A 17,055-nucleotide genomic window follows, 5' to 3' on the forward strand; every position below is an offset into this window, starting at 1 on the left:
GAGCCGACCCGCGGGTCGGCTCCCTCTCACTGCAATTGGGCTAATCGAGTGAACCTTTTATGGCCATAAGGGACTTAGTGCGCATCGTACGATGATCGTGTCGGTGTGCTCGCGTGCCCTTGTCTGCATGAGCATCACACGCGAGACGCAAACATCCGGCGGTCCTGGCGAAGCCCTCGGCGGAGTCGCGGGCGTCCAGAGGATCCCGACTGATCATGGATTGATTTCGGCCGAATCTGCATTCCTGCGAATCCGGCAAGGCCTGCGCATCCGGGTGGCAAGCGACGGAAGGCCTGACGCGACGTCGCAGGAAGCGCACTTGACCGGCCTTGTCGTCCGTCCCCTCGGTTTCCGTCAAGCACTTGCAGTCCGCTTTTCGGATGGGTCGGTCGTGGCCGGTTCTTCGCGCCAGGTCGTACTTACGCGCAATCGGGGATGGTCACCCTTGAGTGCCCTCACCTGTGAGGACATCGTCGAGCGTGCCCATCGGATCGTGCCGCGCGAGCCGAACGACGGCCGCCTGGTTCTCCAGCGCGCGCAGATGGCCGCCCAAGGCGTCCCGTCGCGCCGCCCGTTGCGCCTTCCACATCTGTGGACCTCGAATCTGGGCCACTACGTCGGTTGGTTGATCGGCGACGGGTGTCTGACCAGGTCGGGTGCGGTCACGGTGTACGGCTCTCAGGGCGATCAGCGCTTTGTAATGCCGAGTCACCACGCTTTGCTCCAGAAAATTGCTGGGAGGCCGATAAAGCCGAGCCGACAGGCGAACGGGACTTACCAGTTGCGACTCTTGCGTGGCGGATTTGTCGCGTTCCTCGGTGCGCTTGGCGTCTCACAGTCTCGCGCGGCCTTCAAGGTGGTCCCTTCGGCCATCTGCGAGGCGCCGTCAGAGGTGGTGGCGGCATTCCTTCAGGGGCTTTTCGACGCGGATGGCTGCGTGGTCAACCAAGAGACGAACCAGACACGGTACGTCGGTCTGGGCAGCGCCTCACGCGAACTCCTGCTCGATGTACAGCAGTTGCTGAGCAGTTGTTTCGGCGTCAGAGGGCGTATCTACGCGAGCAACAGTGCTGACCGGACCTTTGAGTACACGCGTAAGCGTGATGGTCAAGCCATGACGTACAGGTCGCTCGGACCCGCCTACGACTTGCGGATCACCGGGACCGGCATCCGGCAGTTCCGGGATTCGATCGGATTCATGCTGCCTGGCAAGCAGGGGCGCCTCGACGGGATCCTCAGCGGCAGTCGCTTCTACCGGAAGGATCCGGCGGTGCGCGTGGTCGGCTCGGAGGATCTCGGTCGTCGACCGGTATTCGCGTTGTCGACCGCGTCGGGGGACGACTGCGTGGTCGGTGGCTTCGTCATCCCGGGACAGCGAGGCGCGAAGCGGCTGGGTGGATGACGGCGCCGCCCCAGTCGGCCCCGGAGTGTTTGGCGCCGGGGCCGTTCTGGGGCTTCGAGTGCGGTTGTCCTGACGGGTCAGATGCCGAGGGCTTCTCGGGTGCGGAGGAGTTCTTCGGGGTTGGTGGTGGTGGGGACGAGGAAGAGTTCGTGGAAGCCGGCGGACTTCACGGTTTCGACGGCGGCGCGGAGGGCTTTGGGGGAGTTGACGGTGGCGGATTCGGCTATGGCTTCGGCTATTTCGGGGCCGAAGATTTTGAGGTAGTCGAAGGCGTAGGAGCGGAGGCGGGTCTCGGCGTCGTCGCCGAGGGCGTACCAGATGCTGGTGGAGAGGTGGGGTTCGTCGGTGCGGCCGGCTTCGCTCCAGGTGGTGCGGACGCGCGCGGCGACGTCGGCGAGGGCTTCGCCGTCGGGGTTGGCGATGGCGGTGCCGTCGTCGATTCCGGCGGCCCAACGGGCGGCGCGGGCGGTGGCCTTGGGGCCGATGGCCCCGGCGACGAGGGGCGGTCCGCCGGGTTGGACGGGGGGCGGTCCGACAGGGTCGAGGTCGGGTTCGGGGGGTGTTCCGGCCCACGTGGCCCGCATGGTGGCGACCTGGTCGTCGAGGCGCTGCCAGCGGCGGGTGAAGGGTGCGGAGACGGCGCGGTAGTCCTGTTCGCGGCCGCCGACGCCCACGCCGACGGTGAGGCGGCCGTCGGAGAGGCGGTCGACCGAGGCGAGGTCCTTGGCCATGCGTACCGCGTTGTGCGAGGGGAGGACCACGATGGTGGTCCACAGGCGCACCCGCTCGGTGAGCGCGGCCGCGGCGGCGAGCTGCACGGTCATGGAGTGGCTGGTGTAGGCGACGCGTTCGGGGACGGCGAGGCTGGACCACGGGCCTTCGTCGATGCCGCGGCACCAGCGCAACACCTCGTCGCGGCCGTGGGGGAGCATGGTCGGGAGTGTCATGGCGATGTCCACCCGCCGGATGCTGCCCCAACGGCCTTGCGAGAACAATGGTGATGGTGGCGGGGACCGAGGGACTGACGGTCCCGGGCTGCGGGAGCGTCCCCCCGGTCCCCACGCCGGACGCGCCGTCGTGATCCTGTGGCCGCCGTGATCCTGTGCCTGATCGCCCCCGGGATGGTCCGCGGGACGGCCGGTGGCCGGGTCAGCCGGCGAGTTTGGCGGCCTTCTCGGCGCGGCGGGCGAAGACCTCGTCCTTCATCGACTCCATCTTCTTGAGCGCGTCCTTGCGGTCGCGCTTGGAGAGGCGGTCGATGTAGAGGTAGCCGTTGAGGTGGTCGGTCTCGTGCTGGAGGCAGCGGGCGAAGTAGCCGTGGCCCTCGACGACGACGGGGTTGCCGTCCCTGTCGACGCCGCGTGCGACGGCGTGGTCGGGGCGGGCGAGATCTTTGTGGGGGCCGGGCACCGAGAGGCAGCCCTCGCCGGCCTCGTCGAGGTGGCGGTCGGCGGCGGGGAGTTCGTCGAGGACGGGGTTGAGGATGTGTCCGACGTGCCGGTTGCCGTCCTCGTCGGTGCAGTCGTAGACGAAGAGGCGGATGCCGACGTCGACCTGGTTGGCGGCGAGCCCGACGCCGTCGGCGACGTACATGGTGTGGAACATGTCGTCGATGAGCTTGGTGAGCTCGGGGGTGCCGAACTCGGTGATCTCCGCGCACGGGCGGTGCAGGACCTCTTCGCCGACGACGGTGATGCGCAGGGTCTCGCCGCGCGCCGCCTCGGGGGCGAAGTCCGGGTAGTTGTCGACGGGCTGGCCTTGCACGAAGATCCGGGCCTCGGTGTCGCTGGCGTGGCTGTGCGGCTCGGACATCGTGGTTGTGCCTTTCCGTGGCGGGTCGGGGGGCGTGCGTGCGGGCGGTCGGACCGGGGGTGCGGACGGTGTACGGGCCGGTCCGGGCGCCGTCGGGCGCACCGGTGCGCCTGGAAAAACTAACATCCCGGCTCGGGCCGCGGGTCACCGTGTGTGGCCGCGGTGACCACCATGTGTGCTTCCGCGGGCCGGGGAAGGCCCGGGCGTCCGGGAGGCGTTCGGTGCGCGGTGCGCGCGTGCGCGTTACGTGGTGCGCGGCCGCGCGGTCACGGGAGCAGCGCGCTGGCCTTCGCGGTGACGGTCACGGGCCCGGGGTGGGTGACGGTGACCTTCGTCCATCCGTCCGCGGCCTCGGCGATCCGGGTGCCGGGGCGGTTGGTGGTGAACCACGCGGTGTAGTGGATGCGGACGGTGTACGCGCCGGGCCGGTCCGCGGTGAACGTGAAGCTCGTCGGGGCGAGTTCGGTGAGCCGGCCGGGGCCCTCCAGGAGCGGTACGGCGTCGGCGACCTCCCAGATGCGCCAGTGTTTGTCGGACCAGACCGGGCGCAGCCAGCCGGTTCCGGCGCGCAGGATCTCGGCTTCGCGGTAGGCGGAGGGGTCGAGCGGGACGTCGGGGAGTGCGACGTATCGCACACCGGTTTCGCGCAGCCAGGCGCGGTATTGCTCGGGTGTCATGTCGGGGTCGTACAGCGCCTCGTTGCGGCCGCGGTCGAGTTGGCGTTCCCAGCCGCGCGCGAGGGGCTGGTGTTCGGCGACGTAGACGCTTTCCCAGTGGCCGCGGGTGAAGGGGATCTCGACGCGTCCGACGGGCTGGTTGTGGGTGGCGAGGAAGTCGAGCATGCCGGTGTAGTAGGCGTCGTTGTCGGCGGCGCTGTCCTTGAAGTCGTGGGCGACCGCGATGCTCGCGGAGGAGAGCTGCCAGGCGAGCAGCGGAACGGCGAGCAGCGCGACGAGGCGGCGTCGGCCCAGGGACAGCAGGACGACCGCGGCGAGGGGGCCGGCCATGACCTCGCCGAGGCGTGCGACGTTGCCGCCGACGGCGCTGGGGATGAGGTAGAGGACCGTTCCGGAGACGGCGTAGAGCCACAGGAAGCGGCGTGCGGTGCGATGGTTCGCGGGGACCAGGACGAGGCCGACGGCGGCGAAGCCGAGTATGGCGCCGAGCCGCCAGAGCGGGAATCCGAAGTCGCCGGTGCTGGGGAAGATGAGGGCGGGCACGAGTCCGGCCGCGGCGGGGGCGAAGCTCAGGCGGTTGGCCCAGACGCGTTCGGCGGGGACCCAGGCGAGTGCGGCCATGAGCAGGAAGGCGCCGGCGAGCGGGCTGGCGAGGCCGCTCAGGAGGGCGGCGGAGGCGGTGAGCAGGGGGCGGTGGTTGCGCGCGGCGAGGAAGGCCAGCAGCGCGGCGGCGACGCCGAGGGCGAAGGGGGTGCGTCCGATGAGGTATTCGACGCTGATGATGGCGGCGAACCAGATGGAGGCGATGCGCCGCGGCAGGCCGGGCTTGCCGACGCGGAGGAGGCCCCAGGCCCAGGCGGCGAGGACGCAGGAGAACGCGGTGAGGGTGCGTGTGCCGACGGCTCCGGCGAGGGCGGGGGTGATGACGCTGTAGCCGGGGAGGAGGTGGCCGCCGTACCACTGGTTGTTCCACAGGACGGCGCCGTGTTCGCGGGCGAGCCAGGCGCGGAACATCTGGGCGGGCCAGTCGGGGCCCGAGAGGCCGGTGGCGGTGAGCAGTCCGACGAGGGCGAGGGTGATGAGGTACGGGCGGTCGCCGAGGAAGATGGCGGTGGCCCGCAGGCTCGCGTGGCCGACGGTGCGCGAGGGGGCTCCGGGTGCCGGTGGGGCCGCCGAGGTGCTGCTCATGCGAGGCGAGTCTTCCAGAAACGGGGAGCTGCCATGCGGCGCGGGGCGTGCGCGGGCGCGCCGCGTCTCGGCGTGTGCTGGTGCTGACGCGTCGTCAGGGGGTGTGGTGGCTGGGTGCCATGCCGCCGTCGACCGTGGTGCCGTCGTCGGCATCGGGGACGGGTTCGGGCGGGTTGGGGAGCCCGGCTCGGGTGCGCAGGTCGCGTGGGTCGCGCGGGCCTTCGATGCGGCGGATCACGGACAGCGCGGCGGCGTTGAAGGCCTCGACGAGGGCCTGTCCGCCGTCTGCGGTCCATTCGGCGCGCTGTACGGCGTGCATGTTGTGGTCGAGCTCGCACCAGCAGGCGACTTCGACGGTGGCGGTGACGCTGACGCGTGGTCCTTCCTGGTGCCAGACGTCAAGGCCCAGTTCGAGCCAGTCGCCGTCCGACTCGTACAGCAGCAGTGCGGTGCCGAGGACGTGCGGATGCGCCTCGGGCTCGGGCTGCGGCTCGGCGGGGTCGGGCTCGTTCCAGAACCAGCGTGCCGGGTCGTCGAGTGACCGGCGCAGGTCGAGGGCTCTCGCGGCGGCGGTGAGGCGTTCGCGGCCGGAGTCGTCGAGCTGCGGGAACAGCCGCTCGAACGGGATGTCCGAGGCAGGGCGTTCGGTGGGGGGCACGCGGGCATTCTGCCGTGGGTTGGGGTCGTCGCGTCAATGTCGGATGGGTGATCGGCCGGTGCTTTGTGGTGTTCCGGGTGGGGGTGTCGTGCCGCGGGTGCGGGTGTGGCCTGCGGCAACGCCCTGGTCGGCGGGTGACGGGCGGTGATTGCGACAATGAGGATCGATCTTGTCGCGGGGGCGGGGAGTTGAGGAGGCTCAGGTGCGGATTGCCGTGTTCGCGGGTTCGGCGTCGGGTGAGGGTGCGCGTTTCCGGGAGGCCGCGGCGGAGCTCGGCCGTTCGCTGGCCCGGGCGGGCGTGGGCGTCGTGTTCGGCGGCGGCCATGTCGGACTGATGGGTGCGGTGGCTGACGCCGCGCTGGCCGAGGGCGGCGAGGTGATCGGGGTGATCCCGCGGTCGCTGGTGGAGCGTGAGGTGGCGCATCTGGGGCTGACGCGGCTTGAGGTCACCGAGACGATGCACGAGCGCAAGGCGGCGATGGCCGAGTTGTCGGACGCGTTCGTGGCGCTGCCCGGCGGTGCGGGCACGCTGGAGGAGCTTTTCGAGGTGTGGACGTGGCAGCACCTGGCGATCCACGCGAAGCCGGTGGCGCTGCTGGACGTGGACGGGTTCTGGGGCCCGCTGACGGCCGCGTTGGACGCGATGGTGGAGAGCGGCTTCATCAAGCCGCGCTACCGACGGACGCTGCTCGTCGCGCACGACGCCGAGGGGTTGCTGGCGGCGTGTGAGGCGTGGTCGCCGCCCGCGCCGAAGTGGGAGGGCGGCATGGATCCGCAGGCGGTTCCGGTCAAGCCCTGACGCGGTACGCGCGGGGGCGGGCCGTACCGGAGGCGCCGCCCGGCCGTGCGTATGCGGTGCCGAGCGGCCGTGCGTATGCGGTGCCGAGCGGCCCGGTCATGGCAGCAGTTTGGACTCGTCGGCCTTGATGGTGACGGGCCCGGGTGTGGAGACGTGGATCGTCGTCCACTCGTCGTTCTTGTCCGCCTTTATGGTGACGCCCTTGCGGTCGGCGACGAACAGGTCCGTGGGGTGGATGCGCACGGTGAAGGTGCCGGGGGCGTCGGCCCGGAAGCTGAACTCCGACGGGGTGAGGCTGGTGAGCACGCCGGGGCCCTCCAGCAGGGGTTTGGGGTTCTCGACCTCCCACACCTGCCAGTTCTTGTCGGACCAGACGGGCTTGAGCCAGGGCACGCCGGATTTGATGAGGTCGACTTCGGGCTTCGCGGACTTGTCGATGGGGACGTCCGGCAGTGCGACGAAGCGCACGCCGGTCTCCTCGATCCACTCGCGGTACTCGGGGGCGGTCAGGATCTCCTGGTAGAGCACGGCGTTGCGGCCGCGGTCGAGCTGGCGTTCCCAGCCGCGGGCGAGAGGCATCTTGTCGGCGACGTAGACGCTCTCCCAGTGGCCCCGGGTGAACGGGATCTCGATGCGGCCGAGCGGCTGGTTGGCGGTCTCCAGGTAGGTGAGCAGACCTTCGTAGTACTCGGCCTTCTCGCCGCGGCTGTCCCCGCGGTCGTTGGTGATGGCGATGGCCGCGGACTGGAAGCCCCAGACGAGCAGGGGGATGGCGAGCAGCATGACCAGGCGCCGCCGTCCGAGCGAGAGCAACACGACCGCCATCATCGGTCCGGCGACCATCTCGCCGAGGCGGGCGAGGTTGCCGCCGAGGGTGGTCGGGAGGAAGAAGAAGACGATCGCGGAGGCGGCGTAGAGCACCAGGAAGCGCCGGGCGCTGCGCTGTGAGGCGGGGATGAGCCAGAGGCCGACGACGGCCAGCGCGATGATCGGCCAGAACCGCCACCACGGGAACGGGAACATGCCTTCGCTGGGGAACGCGAGTGAGACGAGCAGGCCGACGCCCGCGGGGCCGAGGCTGAAGCGGGTGGGCCAGACGTTCTGCCGGGGGACCCAGGCGAGGCCGATCAGCAGGAGGAACGCGCCGGAGAGCGGGCTGGCGAGGCCGCACAGCAGGGCTGCCGCGCCGGCCCAGTAGAGGCGCTGGTTGCGGGCCGCGAGGATGGCGAGGAGTCCGGCGGCGACGCCGAGGGCGAAGGGCGTGCGGCCGATGAGGTAGTCGACGGACGCCATGACGGCGAACCAGCAGCTTCCGACGCGCCGGGCGAGTTCGTTGCGGCCGACATCCAGGCGCGACCAGGCCCACGCGGACACGATGCAGGACAGCGCGGTGAGGGTGTGGGTGCCGATGCCCTGGGACAGGAGCGGGGTGACGACGCTGTAGCCGGGGAGCAGGTGGCCGCCGTACCACTGGTTGTTCCACAGGAGCGCGTTGTGCTCCTCGACGAGCTTGGCGCGGAAGATCGCGGCGGGCCAGTCGGGTCCGGACAGGTCGAGCACCATGATGAGGCCGATGAGCGCCGCGGTGATCACGTAGGGCCGGTCGGCTATCGCGATCGCGGCGGCGCGCAGTCGGCCGCGGGGCGCCGGGCCGGGCAGGCCTGCCGCGGGCGTCGCGGGTGCTTCGGTCGTCACGTGGGTGAAGTCTTCCAGACGGCGGCGTCCGCCACCTGGGGCGGGCGCGTCGGGCTGCGGTGTTTGTCGTCTTCTCGGCTTTCCCCGGTGTTGTCGGGAGGGATTTCGTGTGTTCAGTATCCGCTGAGGGCCGTGTCGGCAAGAACCCCTGCGCGCCGCCGGGCACGGGGCACGGCGGCGCGAAAGGGATGCGGGGGGTCGGGGGCGTTGTTCGGCCGGGGCCGGGGAGGCCGCGGATTGCGCGGGATTCGGCGGTTCGACGCGGGTCCGCCTCGGGAGGTCGGCGGTGCCGGGCGGGGGTGGAAGATGCGAGGAGCGTCACGTCCTCGGTTCGCCGGACGCGGTGCGGTCGCGGACCAGGAGCGCCGCACCGGCGCCGAGCAGGGCGAGGACGACACCGACCAGGATCGCCCGGTCGCCACCGGCGGCGAGGGCGTCGGCCGGGGTCGCGCCGTCCGCGGACTGGACGATCGCGACGACGATCGCGCCGCCGACGGACGCTCCGGTGTTGCGGGCGGTGTTGGCCGCGCCCGCGCCCATCGCCGCCCGGTCGAGCGGGACGCTCTCGACGGACAGTCTGGCCGAGGCCGCGTTGAGGACGCCGAGGCCGAGCCCCGCGATGACGAGGCCGGGCACGAGGCGGGCCCAGGGGGTGCCGGTGTCCATCCCGGCGAGGGCGAGGAATCCGGCGGCGATGACCGCGAGCCCGACGGCGACGAGGCGGCGTGCGGGCATGTGCGCGGTGAGGCGGCCGGTGGCGACGGAGGCCAGCACCGAGCTCGCGGACCAGAAGGCGAGGACGCCGGCCGATGCCAGCGGGCTGAGGCCGATGACGCCCTGGAAGAGGGTGGGCAGGTAGGACCCGACGGCGATGACCGCGAGTCCGGTGATGAAGGACCCGAGGAGGGACAGCGCGAAGACGGGGCGGCGCAGCAGGCGTACGTCGATCATCGGCTCCCGGCCGCGCAGCGCGGTGGCGACGTACCCGGCCAGCAGCACGGCGGTCGCGGCGAGCAGGACCAGGACGACGGGGCGGCCCCAGCCCTGGCGTCCCTCGACGAGGGCGGCGGTGAGGGCGCCGATGCCGCCGCCGAGGGTGAGGGCGCCCGCGGGGTCGAGGCGCCGGCGTACGGGCGAGCGCGACTCGGTCAGCAGCAGCGCGGCGACGGCGGCCAGGGCGACGGCGGCCGCGGTCTGCGTCCAGTAGGGGGTGGCGTAGCCGCCCGCGCGGGTGAGGCCGGCGGCGGCCAGCGGGCCGATGGCGATGCCCGCGCCGAGGGCGGCGCCGACGGATGCGGTGGCACGTACCCGGGCGTGCCCGACCGGGAAGGAGTGCCCGACGAGGCCGAGCCCGGCGGCCAGGAGTGCGGCGCCGGCTACGCCTTGCAGGACGCGTCCGACGACGAACAGGGCCAGCGATCCCGCGAGCGCGGTGAGGGCGGACGCCGCCGCGAGGCCGAGCGCGCCCGCGATGAAGACGCGGCGTCGCCCGAGGATGTCGGCGAGGCTCCCGGCGGTGAGCTGGAACGCGGACAGGCCCAGGCTGATGCCGCTGAGGATCCAGGCGGGGCCGGTCGCGCCGGAGTGCAGGTGGCGGACGGTGTCGGGGAGCACGGCGATGGGCGCCGTGTAGGTCATCAGGACCAGCAGGGTCGCGGCCACGACTGCGGCGAGGGTGACGGCGGGGGAGGCGGTACGGGCGTGCCCGGCCGTGTGCGTCTGCTCGGGCGGCCTGTCGCGGGTGCCGTGGCCGGACGTCGGCGGCGCGGTCGGTGTTTCCGCGGCGGTCGCTGTCTCTGCCTCGGTCTCTGCCTTGGTCGCTGTCTCGGTCGCTGTCTCTGTCGGGTCGGCTGAGGACGCGCGGGTCGGCGGCATGGGGGTCCCCTCGGAGTGATGGCGCCTTTGGGTGCGGGGCGGCGTGCGGCGCGGTGCGGGCGCGCTCGGAGGCCGCCTCCGATATGTCAGTTCATTCACCGAACCAACGGGCGGGACCGACTGTAGCAGTAAGAGTTCAATGAATGAACCAAGCGGCGTACGCTGGTCCGCATGGCACTCGGCAAGGACTACGCGGGACAGCAGTGCGCCCTCGCCCGCGCTCTCGAACTGGTCGGCGAGCGGTGGACGCTGCTCGTGGTCCGCGACGTCTTCTACGGCGTCCGCCGCTTCAGCGACTTCCAGGCACACCTGGACATCCCGCGCGCCGTGCTCACCGCGCGCCTCGCGGCCCTGGTCGAGGCGGGCGTCCTGGAACGCCGCCGCTACCAGGACTCCCCACCGCGCGACGAGTACGACCTGACCGCCACCGGCCGCGCCCTCTGGCCCGCGGTCTTCGCACTCGCCCAATGGGCCCTCGAATTCGTTCCCTCCGCCGCGGGCGCACTGCGCGAGTTCGCCCACATTCCGTGCGACCGCGTCGTCGACAACACCGGCCAGTGCCCCGCATGCCGCCGCGTCGCCCCCGCCGACGAACTCGAAATGCGCCCCGGCCCCGGCATCCTGACCCAGACCCGGACCGACCCCGTGAGCCTCGCCCTTCGCACTCCCCACCGCCTGCTGGAGCCGCTGGACCTGTCCGCGGCCCCCAAACCCGCCTGAGCGGTCAGGGAACGTCGCCGCGCTCGGTCCAACCGCACACACCTACTCGTGCCCGCCTGTACGGCACCGCTCCGGCGCCGCCGGTCCGTGGACGCCAGGACTCCCGCGCGCGGCCGATTCCGGCCCGCTCATCCGCGCCCGCGTGCGGTCTGCGGTGCGGGCCGCGCCGCCGTTTGACCGGCCCCGCGCTGCGTGTTCGGCCGCAAGATCCCACCCACCACACCTTGCTGCGCTCCCGCCCGCCGGCGCCCGTCGGCGCCCGCGGGGCGCCCTCGGGCGCGTCCGTGCGGCCCCAGCCGGCGTCTCGCCTGCACCTCGCCCCGTGTCTTCCTCGCGCCCGCGGCCCGCCGCCCCTCCTGGCCTTCGTCCTCCGCGCCTCCTTCTGCTCACATGCGGTTGCGCCCCTCGCGCTCGGCGGGTTCCGCGTCCGGTGCGAAGCGCGCCGAGGTGGACTCAACGTCAGCACCCGGGCGCGTCTTGGAGCCAATAGGGTGTGCACCGGCTGCCCGCGCGATCGCGCGTGTGGGTGGAGAGGGTTCGGAGGGGACGTGGGTGTGAGGGCTGCGGGACTGCGGGCGTTCACCGCGGTCGGGGTGCTGGTCGCGCTGTATGTGGCGGTAGCCCTGCCATTCGTGGTCGTCGCCCTCGCCATCGGGATGATGGTGCGCGGCTTCGACCTGTTCTCCTCCGGCGAGGCCGTCATCGTGGCCGAGCTGGTGATCGCCCTGGTCGCCCTGGTCCTCGAACTCGCCGGACCGCGCCGCCTGCCCGCCGGGATCGCCGTCACGCCGCGCGACCAGCCCCGGTTGTGGGCCCTCGTACGGGCGACCGCGCGCGAACTCCAGGTTCCGGAGCCGGACGGCATCGTGCTGACCGGCGGCACCGTCGTCGGGCTCCGCGCGGTCCGCCGTCCCGGCATCACGCTGCACAAGCACCTGGTGCTCGGTTCCGCGGTCCCCACCTGCCTGACCGAGCCCCAGCTCCGCGCCGTCGTCGCGTCCGCGCTCGGCGGTCTGCGCCGCCGCCGGCCCCCGCTGCCCGACCAACTCGCGCTGCACGGGCTCGACATGGTGGCCGGTCTCGCGGAGGCCGCACGCGCCCGCGGAGCCGGCGGACTCGCGGACGCGGCCCAGCGCTTCTCCGCCCGCTACGAGGAGATTTGCGCCCCCGTCCTGGAACTCCAGGAGCGCACCGCCGACCGATTCGCGGCCGGCGTCTACGGCACCGACGCGATCGCCGACGGCCTCGACGCGCTGCGCCGCGTGCGGGTCGCCTGGGGCTGGTACCGGCGCGGCTACCTGAACGCCGGACTGGCGACCGGCGTACTGCCGCTCGATCCGCTCGGCGACTTCAAGGCCCTGCTCGCCGACCCGGTCCGCGCCGCCGCGCTCGACGAGCTCGCCGACGACGAGCCGCCGCGCACCCTCGTCACGCGGGCCGAGCGGCTGCGGGCCCGCCCGTTGCCGGGGACCGTCGCGCTGCGCGGCGGGGCGCAGGGTTTGGCGCTCGGCCTCGACGATCCGCGCCGGGTGGTGTCGCACCTGCACGCGTACCTGCTCGCCACGGACGACGACGGCATCGCCGGGAGCGGCGCGTTCGAGATGCTCGACGGCATGACGTCGCTCGACCGCGAGGCGTTTCTCCGGCAGGTGAGCGGCTACCGGGCGGCGTACCGTGCGTCCCGCCTGGCACCCGCCGCACGGCGTGCGGGGGCCGAACTCCCGGTCACCCTCGGCGGCGTGGTGGCGCTGCTCGTGGAGGGGCAGGGGGCCAAGCTGGCCCGCGAGCACGCCGAGGGCGGCACCGCGGAGACCGGCCCGGACAGCCCGGTGGTCTCCGCGCTCACCGCGCTCCTCGGCTGCGCGTGGGTCGACGCGGGCCGCGCGCGCTGGGACTTGACGTGGTCCGGCCACGACCGCGTGACCTCGTACGACGGCGCGCCGCTCGATCTTGCCGGGCTGGCCGCGCGGGCGATCGCCGGCCCGGAGGGCGGTCGCGAGCTGCGCTCCGCGCTCGCGGACGCGGGTGTGTCGCTCTACCACGAGGCCCGCATGCCGGCGTCGTTCCACGCCGCGTCGGAGCGCGAGACCGCCGTCGGGCACCGCTGACCTGCCGATGCAGTGCCAAGTAAGTGCCGATCAAGTGCCGATCAAGCCGCCGGTCAAGTGCCGATCGAGCGCGGATGAAGTGCCGTTGATCTTGCGCGTGGTGGCGGATCGCAGCGGCGGCGGCGCGGGGACTGGTCATCGCGGCCGCGCGAGAGGGATAGCCTGAAGTCGTGAGCATCCCGCAACAGCCCCGCGTGACGGTCGACGCACCCGCCGACAGCGCTGCGGAGGACGCAGTTGCCGTGGACGCATCAATCGGCGGCACCCAGGACACCGCGGCGGAGCACGCCGCCGACGACGCGGCCGTCGCCGTGCCCGGCGCGCGGACCGGGACCGGGACCGGGACCGCCGAGCAGGCACCTGTCCGCAAGGCGGCCAAGACCGCCAAGAGCGCTGCCGCAGCCGCCAAGAAGGCCGCCGTCAAGAAGACGGCCGCGAAGAAGACCGCGGCGAAGAAGGCGGGCGTGCGGGCGACGTCCACGAAGAAGGCCGCCGCCAAGAAGGCCCCCGACGGCCCCACCGACGCGGTCGAGCGCGAGTTGCGCGAAGCCGGCGCGCTCGTGGTCGCCGGTGTCGACGAGGTCGGACGCGGTGCCTGGGCGGGCCCGGTGGTCGTGGGCGCGGCGGTGTCGGCGCTCGGCGTACCGCCGCAGGGGCTCACGGACTCGAAGCTGCTGACCGCGCAGCGCCGCGAGGAGTTGGCGCCGCTGGTCGCGGAGTGGACCGTCGCGCACGCGTTCGGCGCGGCGTCGCACGAGGAGATCGACGCCCTCGGCATGACCGCCGCACTACGGCTGGCCGCGGTGCGCGCGTTGGAGGCGTTGCCGGTACGCCCCGACGCGGTTGTGCTCGACGGCAGCCACGACTTCCTCGGCGATCCGTGGCGCGTGCGTACTGTCGTCAAGGGCGACCGCGTGTGCGTCGGTGTCGCGGCTGCGTCGGTGCTGGCGAAGGTGTACCGGGACCGGCTGATGGCGGAACTGGGGCTGGACTACCCGGAGTTCGCGTTCGGCGACAATGCCGGGTATCCGTCGCCGGTGCACCAGGCGGCGTTGGAGCAGCAGGGGCCCACGCCGTACCACCGCATGTCGTGGGCGTACCTCGACAACCTGCCGCAATGGCGGCACCTGAAGCGTGTCCGCTCGGTGCTGGAGGACGCAGGTCAGACCGCCTTGGACTTCTGACGCGACATCAGACGCGGGATTTCCAGCGACATTCGCGACAGTTTGGTTGATGTCCCATCACGGTTCCGTGCACGGCGCACATGACACGGGAGCGGACGGTAAGTTGCCCGCGTGACTGCCTCGATACCTCCCGGCTGGTACGACGACCCCTCAGCATCCGGCATGGAGCGCTGGTGGGACGGCACCCAATGGACCGAATCCTCGCGCCCGCGCACCGACAGTTCCCCCGGTGTCCCGCCCGCGCCCGGCCACCCGTCGGCCCAACAGCCCGCCGGCTACCCCTCGGATCAGTTCCAACCGGGACAGATGCACAGCTCGGGGCCCGGGCAGGGGCCGAATTCCGGGCCGGGGCAGATGTACGGCCCGGGGCAGTTGTCCGCGCCCGGGCAGACGCCGTACCCGCCGTACGGCGCCTACCAGGGGCAGGGCGCGCCGAACCGGCGGAACCGGAACGTGGTCATCGCGATCGTGTCGGTGCTCGTGGTCGGCGGCCTGGTCGCGGCGCTGATCGTGCTGCTCGGCGGCGGTGACGACAGCAAGACGGCGACGTCGGGTACGCTCCTCGACCCGTCCACCGGTGTCTCGGTGCCGCGCATCAAGGACTGGGACGTCCCGAAGCCGCAGGGCGAGCCCACCCACCAGCGCAAGGACCGCGTGGCGTGCAACCCGGCGTCCGGCGGCCCCTCGGGCGGTCCGTCCGACGGGCCCTCGGACGCGCCGGGCGACTGCTTCCTCGGCGAGTCGTTCGTCGACACCACCGAGGCCAGCTCCTTCGAGAAGGCCATCACCGAGACGCAGGAGCAGTACGAAAGCCTCGACGGCGAGGGGTACCAGCTCCAGAACACCGAGAAGAACGAGCGCACCAAGGTCGACGGCAAGGAAGCGCACATCCTGGAGTACAAGGTGCGCGACCCGGCCGACCGCATCGTCTACGCGCAGTTCGTCATCATCGACGCACCGGTCGACCGCGAGTACCCGGTGCTCAGCACGATCGTCTACGACCTGCCCAACGCACCGGGCCGCGCCGTCTTCGACACCATCAGGAACGGCGCGAAGGTCGGCCAGCCGGTGCCCTCCGACAGCGCCTCCTGACCTCCGCCCGCGCAAACGGCAGTCCCCGGGCGCGCACTTCGGCGGCGCGCGGGCGAACCGGCGTATGGTTCGGTTTCACCCGCGCGCCGCTCCGGCCCGCGTGCGGGCCGCCGCGAACGGGTAATTTCCTGGGCTGAGGGGCCCGCGGGATTCCCGCACGCCGCCGGGGGGTGCCCCGCACCGCCCTCCGGTCGGCAGACCACCATTGGGGGGTGACCGTGCGTCTTGGGGACCGCCTGCAATGTCCGGGCTACGCCGTGGTGGGAGTGGAGANGCACGCCGCCGGGGGGTGCCCCGCACCGCCCTCCGGTCGGCAGACCACCATTGGGGGGTGACCGTGCGTCTTGGGGACCGCCTGCAATGTCCGGGCTACGCCGTGGTGGGAGTGGAGACCACCGGGCTGTCGCCGCACCGCCACCGCATCGTGGAGATCGCGGTCGCGCTGTGCGACCCGGACGGCCGGGTGACCGACTTCTTCACCACGCTGCTCAATCCGGACGGCCCGGTCGGGGACTTCCAGACCCACGGGTTGTTCGACGACGACATCGTCGACGCGCCCGGCTTCGGCGACATCGCCCCGTGGCTGGTCGGGCTGCTGCGGCAGCGCGTCGTCGTCGCCCACAACGCCCGCTTCGAGCTCGGCTTCCTGGAGCGCGAGTTCCAGCGCCGCAGGCACCCCTCCGTGCCCCCGCTGACCATGCTGTGCACGATGCGCGAGGCGCCCGAGTATGTGCCGGACGCGCCGCGCTTCTCGCTGATCGCGTGCTGCGAGACGGCGGCCGTGCCGGTCGACTCGGGGTACGGCGCCGCGGCCAAGGCCATGGGTGCCGCGCGGCTGCTGTCGTACTACCTGGAGCAGGGCGCGGGCGAGGCGCGGCACTGGCAGCAGGCGCGCACAGTTGCGGCGTCCCTCAACTGGCCGCGCCGCAAGGCCGGGGAGCCGCGCCCCTACACGCGCGACGACGCACACGCGGCGCGCCGCGCGCGGGAGGAAGCCGAGCAGGCGCGGCGCAGGGTGGCGGTCTCGTACCTGGAGAAGGCCCGCGCGTTCGGCCCGCCGACAGGTGTGGGCGAGGGGCCCGACAGCTACCTGGCGGTGCTCGACGCGGCGCTCGAAGACCGCGTGATCACCCCGGAGGAAGCCGCCGACCTGGCCGAACTGGCCGTGTCGCTGGGCATCTCCGAGGCCCAGCGCAAGGACCTCGACCGGCTGTACGTCACCACGCTCGCGGCCTCCATGGTCGCCGCCGGGCCGGTCATCGACCGCGAGGAGCGCGCGGACCTGACGCGCGTCGCGGCGCAGTTGGGCATCCCGCGGATCGCCCTCGACGACATCATCGGCATGGCCCGCGACACAGCCGCGGACCAGACGGCGTCCGCGCACGGCGCGTCCCGGATCCTGGCGCGCGGCCGGTCCCTTTTGCCGGGGCAGCACGTGCTGTTCCACGGGTATTTGGCGGTGACGCGCTCCGAGTTGGAGCAGCGCCTGGCCAGGGCCCGTCTCGAACTCGCGTCGGGCATCCACGACCGCGTGGATGTGCTCGTCGTCGCGGACCCTGACGAGTCGTCAGATCGCACGTACTGGGCGCGCCAGCGGGGCATCCGGGTGCTCATCGAGCCGGTGTTCCTGGCGCTGCTTGCGGACCTGGAACGGGAGCGAGGCTCGGCGGCGGACGCGGCGTCGCGCGTCGCGGCGGCCGGGGCGCTCGCGTACGCCGGGGCTTCAGGGGCCCAGGGGGCCGTCACAGGGCCGCCGCGCACAACCAGCGGGTTCCTGCTGCCCCGGCCGGGGAGTTCGGGCCACACGCCGCCGCACACGGCCGGGCCGCTGGTGCCGGGCCCGGG

General features: G+C 72.5%; 13 protein-coding genes. 7 read left to right on the top strand and 6 right to left on the bottom strand.

The genetic code is table 11. The features are described from left to right. Positions 1–127 precede the first annotated feature (127 nt). Positions 128–1,402: an LAGLIDADG family homing endonuclease gene (locus ACRX5S_RS39265; protein ID WP_436778072.1), complete on the top strand. Its 1,275-nt coding sequence runs from the start codon at positions 128–130 to the stop codon at positions 1,400–1,402. Between the two features lie 77 nt (positions 1,403–1,479). Here the strand turns inward: ACRX5S_RS39265 and ACRX5S_RS39270 are convergent, their stop codons facing one another. From ACRX5S_RS39270 to ACRX5S_RS39285, 4 genes are all read right to left on the bottom strand, one after another. Further along, complete coding sequence (locus ACRX5S_RS39270; RefSeq protein WP_436778073.1) at positions 1,480–2,361, bottom strand: LLM class flavin-dependent oxidoreductase; 882 nt, start codon at positions 2,359–2,361, stop codon at positions 1,480–1,482. A gap of 190 nt (positions 2,362–2,551) precedes the next feature. Beyond that, entirely contained in the window at positions 2,552–3,214 is a 663-nt protein-coding gene (def, locus tag ACRX5S_RS39275) for a peptide deformylase (RefSeq protein WP_436778074.1), read from the bottom strand. 266 nt (positions 3,215–3,480) lie between these two features. Further along, positions 3,481–5,079, bottom strand: coding sequence for a hypothetical protein (locus ACRX5S_RS39280; protein WP_436778075.1), 1,599 nt, complete (start codon positions 5,077–5,079; stop codon positions 3,481–3,483). 94 nt (positions 5,080–5,173) lie between these two features. Beyond that, positions 5,174–5,737 (bottom strand): hypothetical protein, encoded by a 564-nt coding sequence (locus tag ACRX5S_RS39285; RefSeq protein WP_436778076.1) that lies wholly within the window; start codon positions 5,735–5,737, stop codon positions 5,174–5,176. A gap of 202 nt (positions 5,738–5,939) precedes the next feature. Here ACRX5S_RS39285 and ACRX5S_RS39290 point away from each other — a divergent pair, with 202 nt between their 5' ends. Next, complete coding sequence (locus ACRX5S_RS39290; protein ID WP_436778077.1) at positions 5,940–6,536, top strand: TIGR00730 family Rossman fold protein; 597 nt, start codon at positions 5,940–5,942, stop codon at positions 6,534–6,536. Between the two features lie 96 nt (positions 6,537–6,632). On the opposite strand, the gene ACRX5S_RS39295 is transcribed toward ACRX5S_RS39290, so the two are convergent. Continuing rightward, entirely contained in the window at positions 6,633–8,231 is a 1,599-nt protein-coding gene (locus ACRX5S_RS39295; protein ID WP_436778078.1) for a hypothetical protein, read from the bottom strand. 318 nt (positions 8,232–8,549) lie between these two features. Then, the gene (locus ACRX5S_RS39300; protein ID WP_436778079.1) at positions 8,550–10,106 is read right to left on the bottom strand and encodes an MFS transporter; all 1,557 of its coding nucleotides are present in this window, start codon (positions 10,104–10,106) and stop codon (positions 8,550–8,552) included. Positions 10,107–10,277: 171 nt separating this feature from the next. Here ACRX5S_RS39300 and ACRX5S_RS39305 point away from each other — a divergent pair, with 171 nt between their 5' ends. From ACRX5S_RS39305 to ACRX5S_RS39325, 5 genes are all read left to right on the top strand, one after another. After that, positions 10,278–10,826, top strand: coding sequence for a winged helix-turn-helix transcriptional regulator (locus tag ACRX5S_RS39305; RefSeq protein ID WP_436778080.1), 549 nt, complete (start codon positions 10,278–10,280; stop codon positions 10,824–10,826). Positions 10,827–11,374: 548 nt separating this feature from the next. Continuing rightward, entirely contained in the window at positions 11,375–12,934 is a 1,560-nt protein-coding gene (locus ACRX5S_RS39310; RefSeq protein WP_436778081.1) for a hypothetical protein, read from the top strand. 464 nt (positions 12,935–13,398) lie between these two features. Next, on the top strand, positions 13,399–14,118 hold the full coding sequence (locus ACRX5S_RS39315) for a ribonuclease HII (RefSeq protein ID WP_436778086.1): 720 nt from the start codon (positions 13,399–13,401) through the stop codon (positions 14,116–14,118). Between the two features lie 111 nt (positions 14,119–14,229). After that, positions 14,230–15,210, top strand: a complete 981-nt coding sequence (locus ACRX5S_RS39320; RefSeq protein WP_436778082.1) for a DUF2510 domain-containing protein — start codon at positions 14,230–14,232, stop codon at positions 15,208–15,210. A gap of 331 nt (positions 15,211–15,541) precedes the next feature. Continuing rightward, a partial coding sequence (locus ACRX5S_RS39325) for a 3'-5' exonuclease (protein WP_436778083.1) occupies positions 15,542–17,055 on the top strand: 1,514 nt, incomplete at its 3' end.

The organism is Yinghuangia sp. YIM S09857 (genome assembly GCF_051388915.1).
GTDB lineage: Bacteria > Actinomycetota > Actinomycetes > Streptomycetales > Streptomycetaceae > Yinghuangia.

Excerpts from the sequence above, each read along its gene's own strand:
- ACRX5S_RS39265 (WP_436778072.1), top strand. The coding sequence starts at position 128 with ATGAGCATCACACGCGAGACGCAAACATCCGGCGGTCCTGGCGAAGCC.
- def (WP_436778074.1), bottom strand. The coding sequence starts at position 3,214 with ATGTCCGAGCCGCACAGCCACGCCAGCGACACCGAGGCCCGGATCTTC.
- ACRX5S_RS39280 (WP_436778075.1), bottom strand. The coding sequence starts at position 5,079 with ATGAGCAGCACCTCGGCGGCCCCACCGGCACCCGGAGCCCCCTCGCGC.
- ACRX5S_RS39300 (WP_436778079.1), bottom strand. The coding sequence starts at position 10,106 with ATGCCGCCGACCCGCGCGTCCTCAGCCGACCCGACAGAGACAGCGACC.
- ACRX5S_RS39305 (WP_436778080.1), top strand. The coding sequence starts at position 10,278 with ATGGCACTCGGCAAGGACTACGCGGGACAGCAGTGCGCCCTCGCCCGC.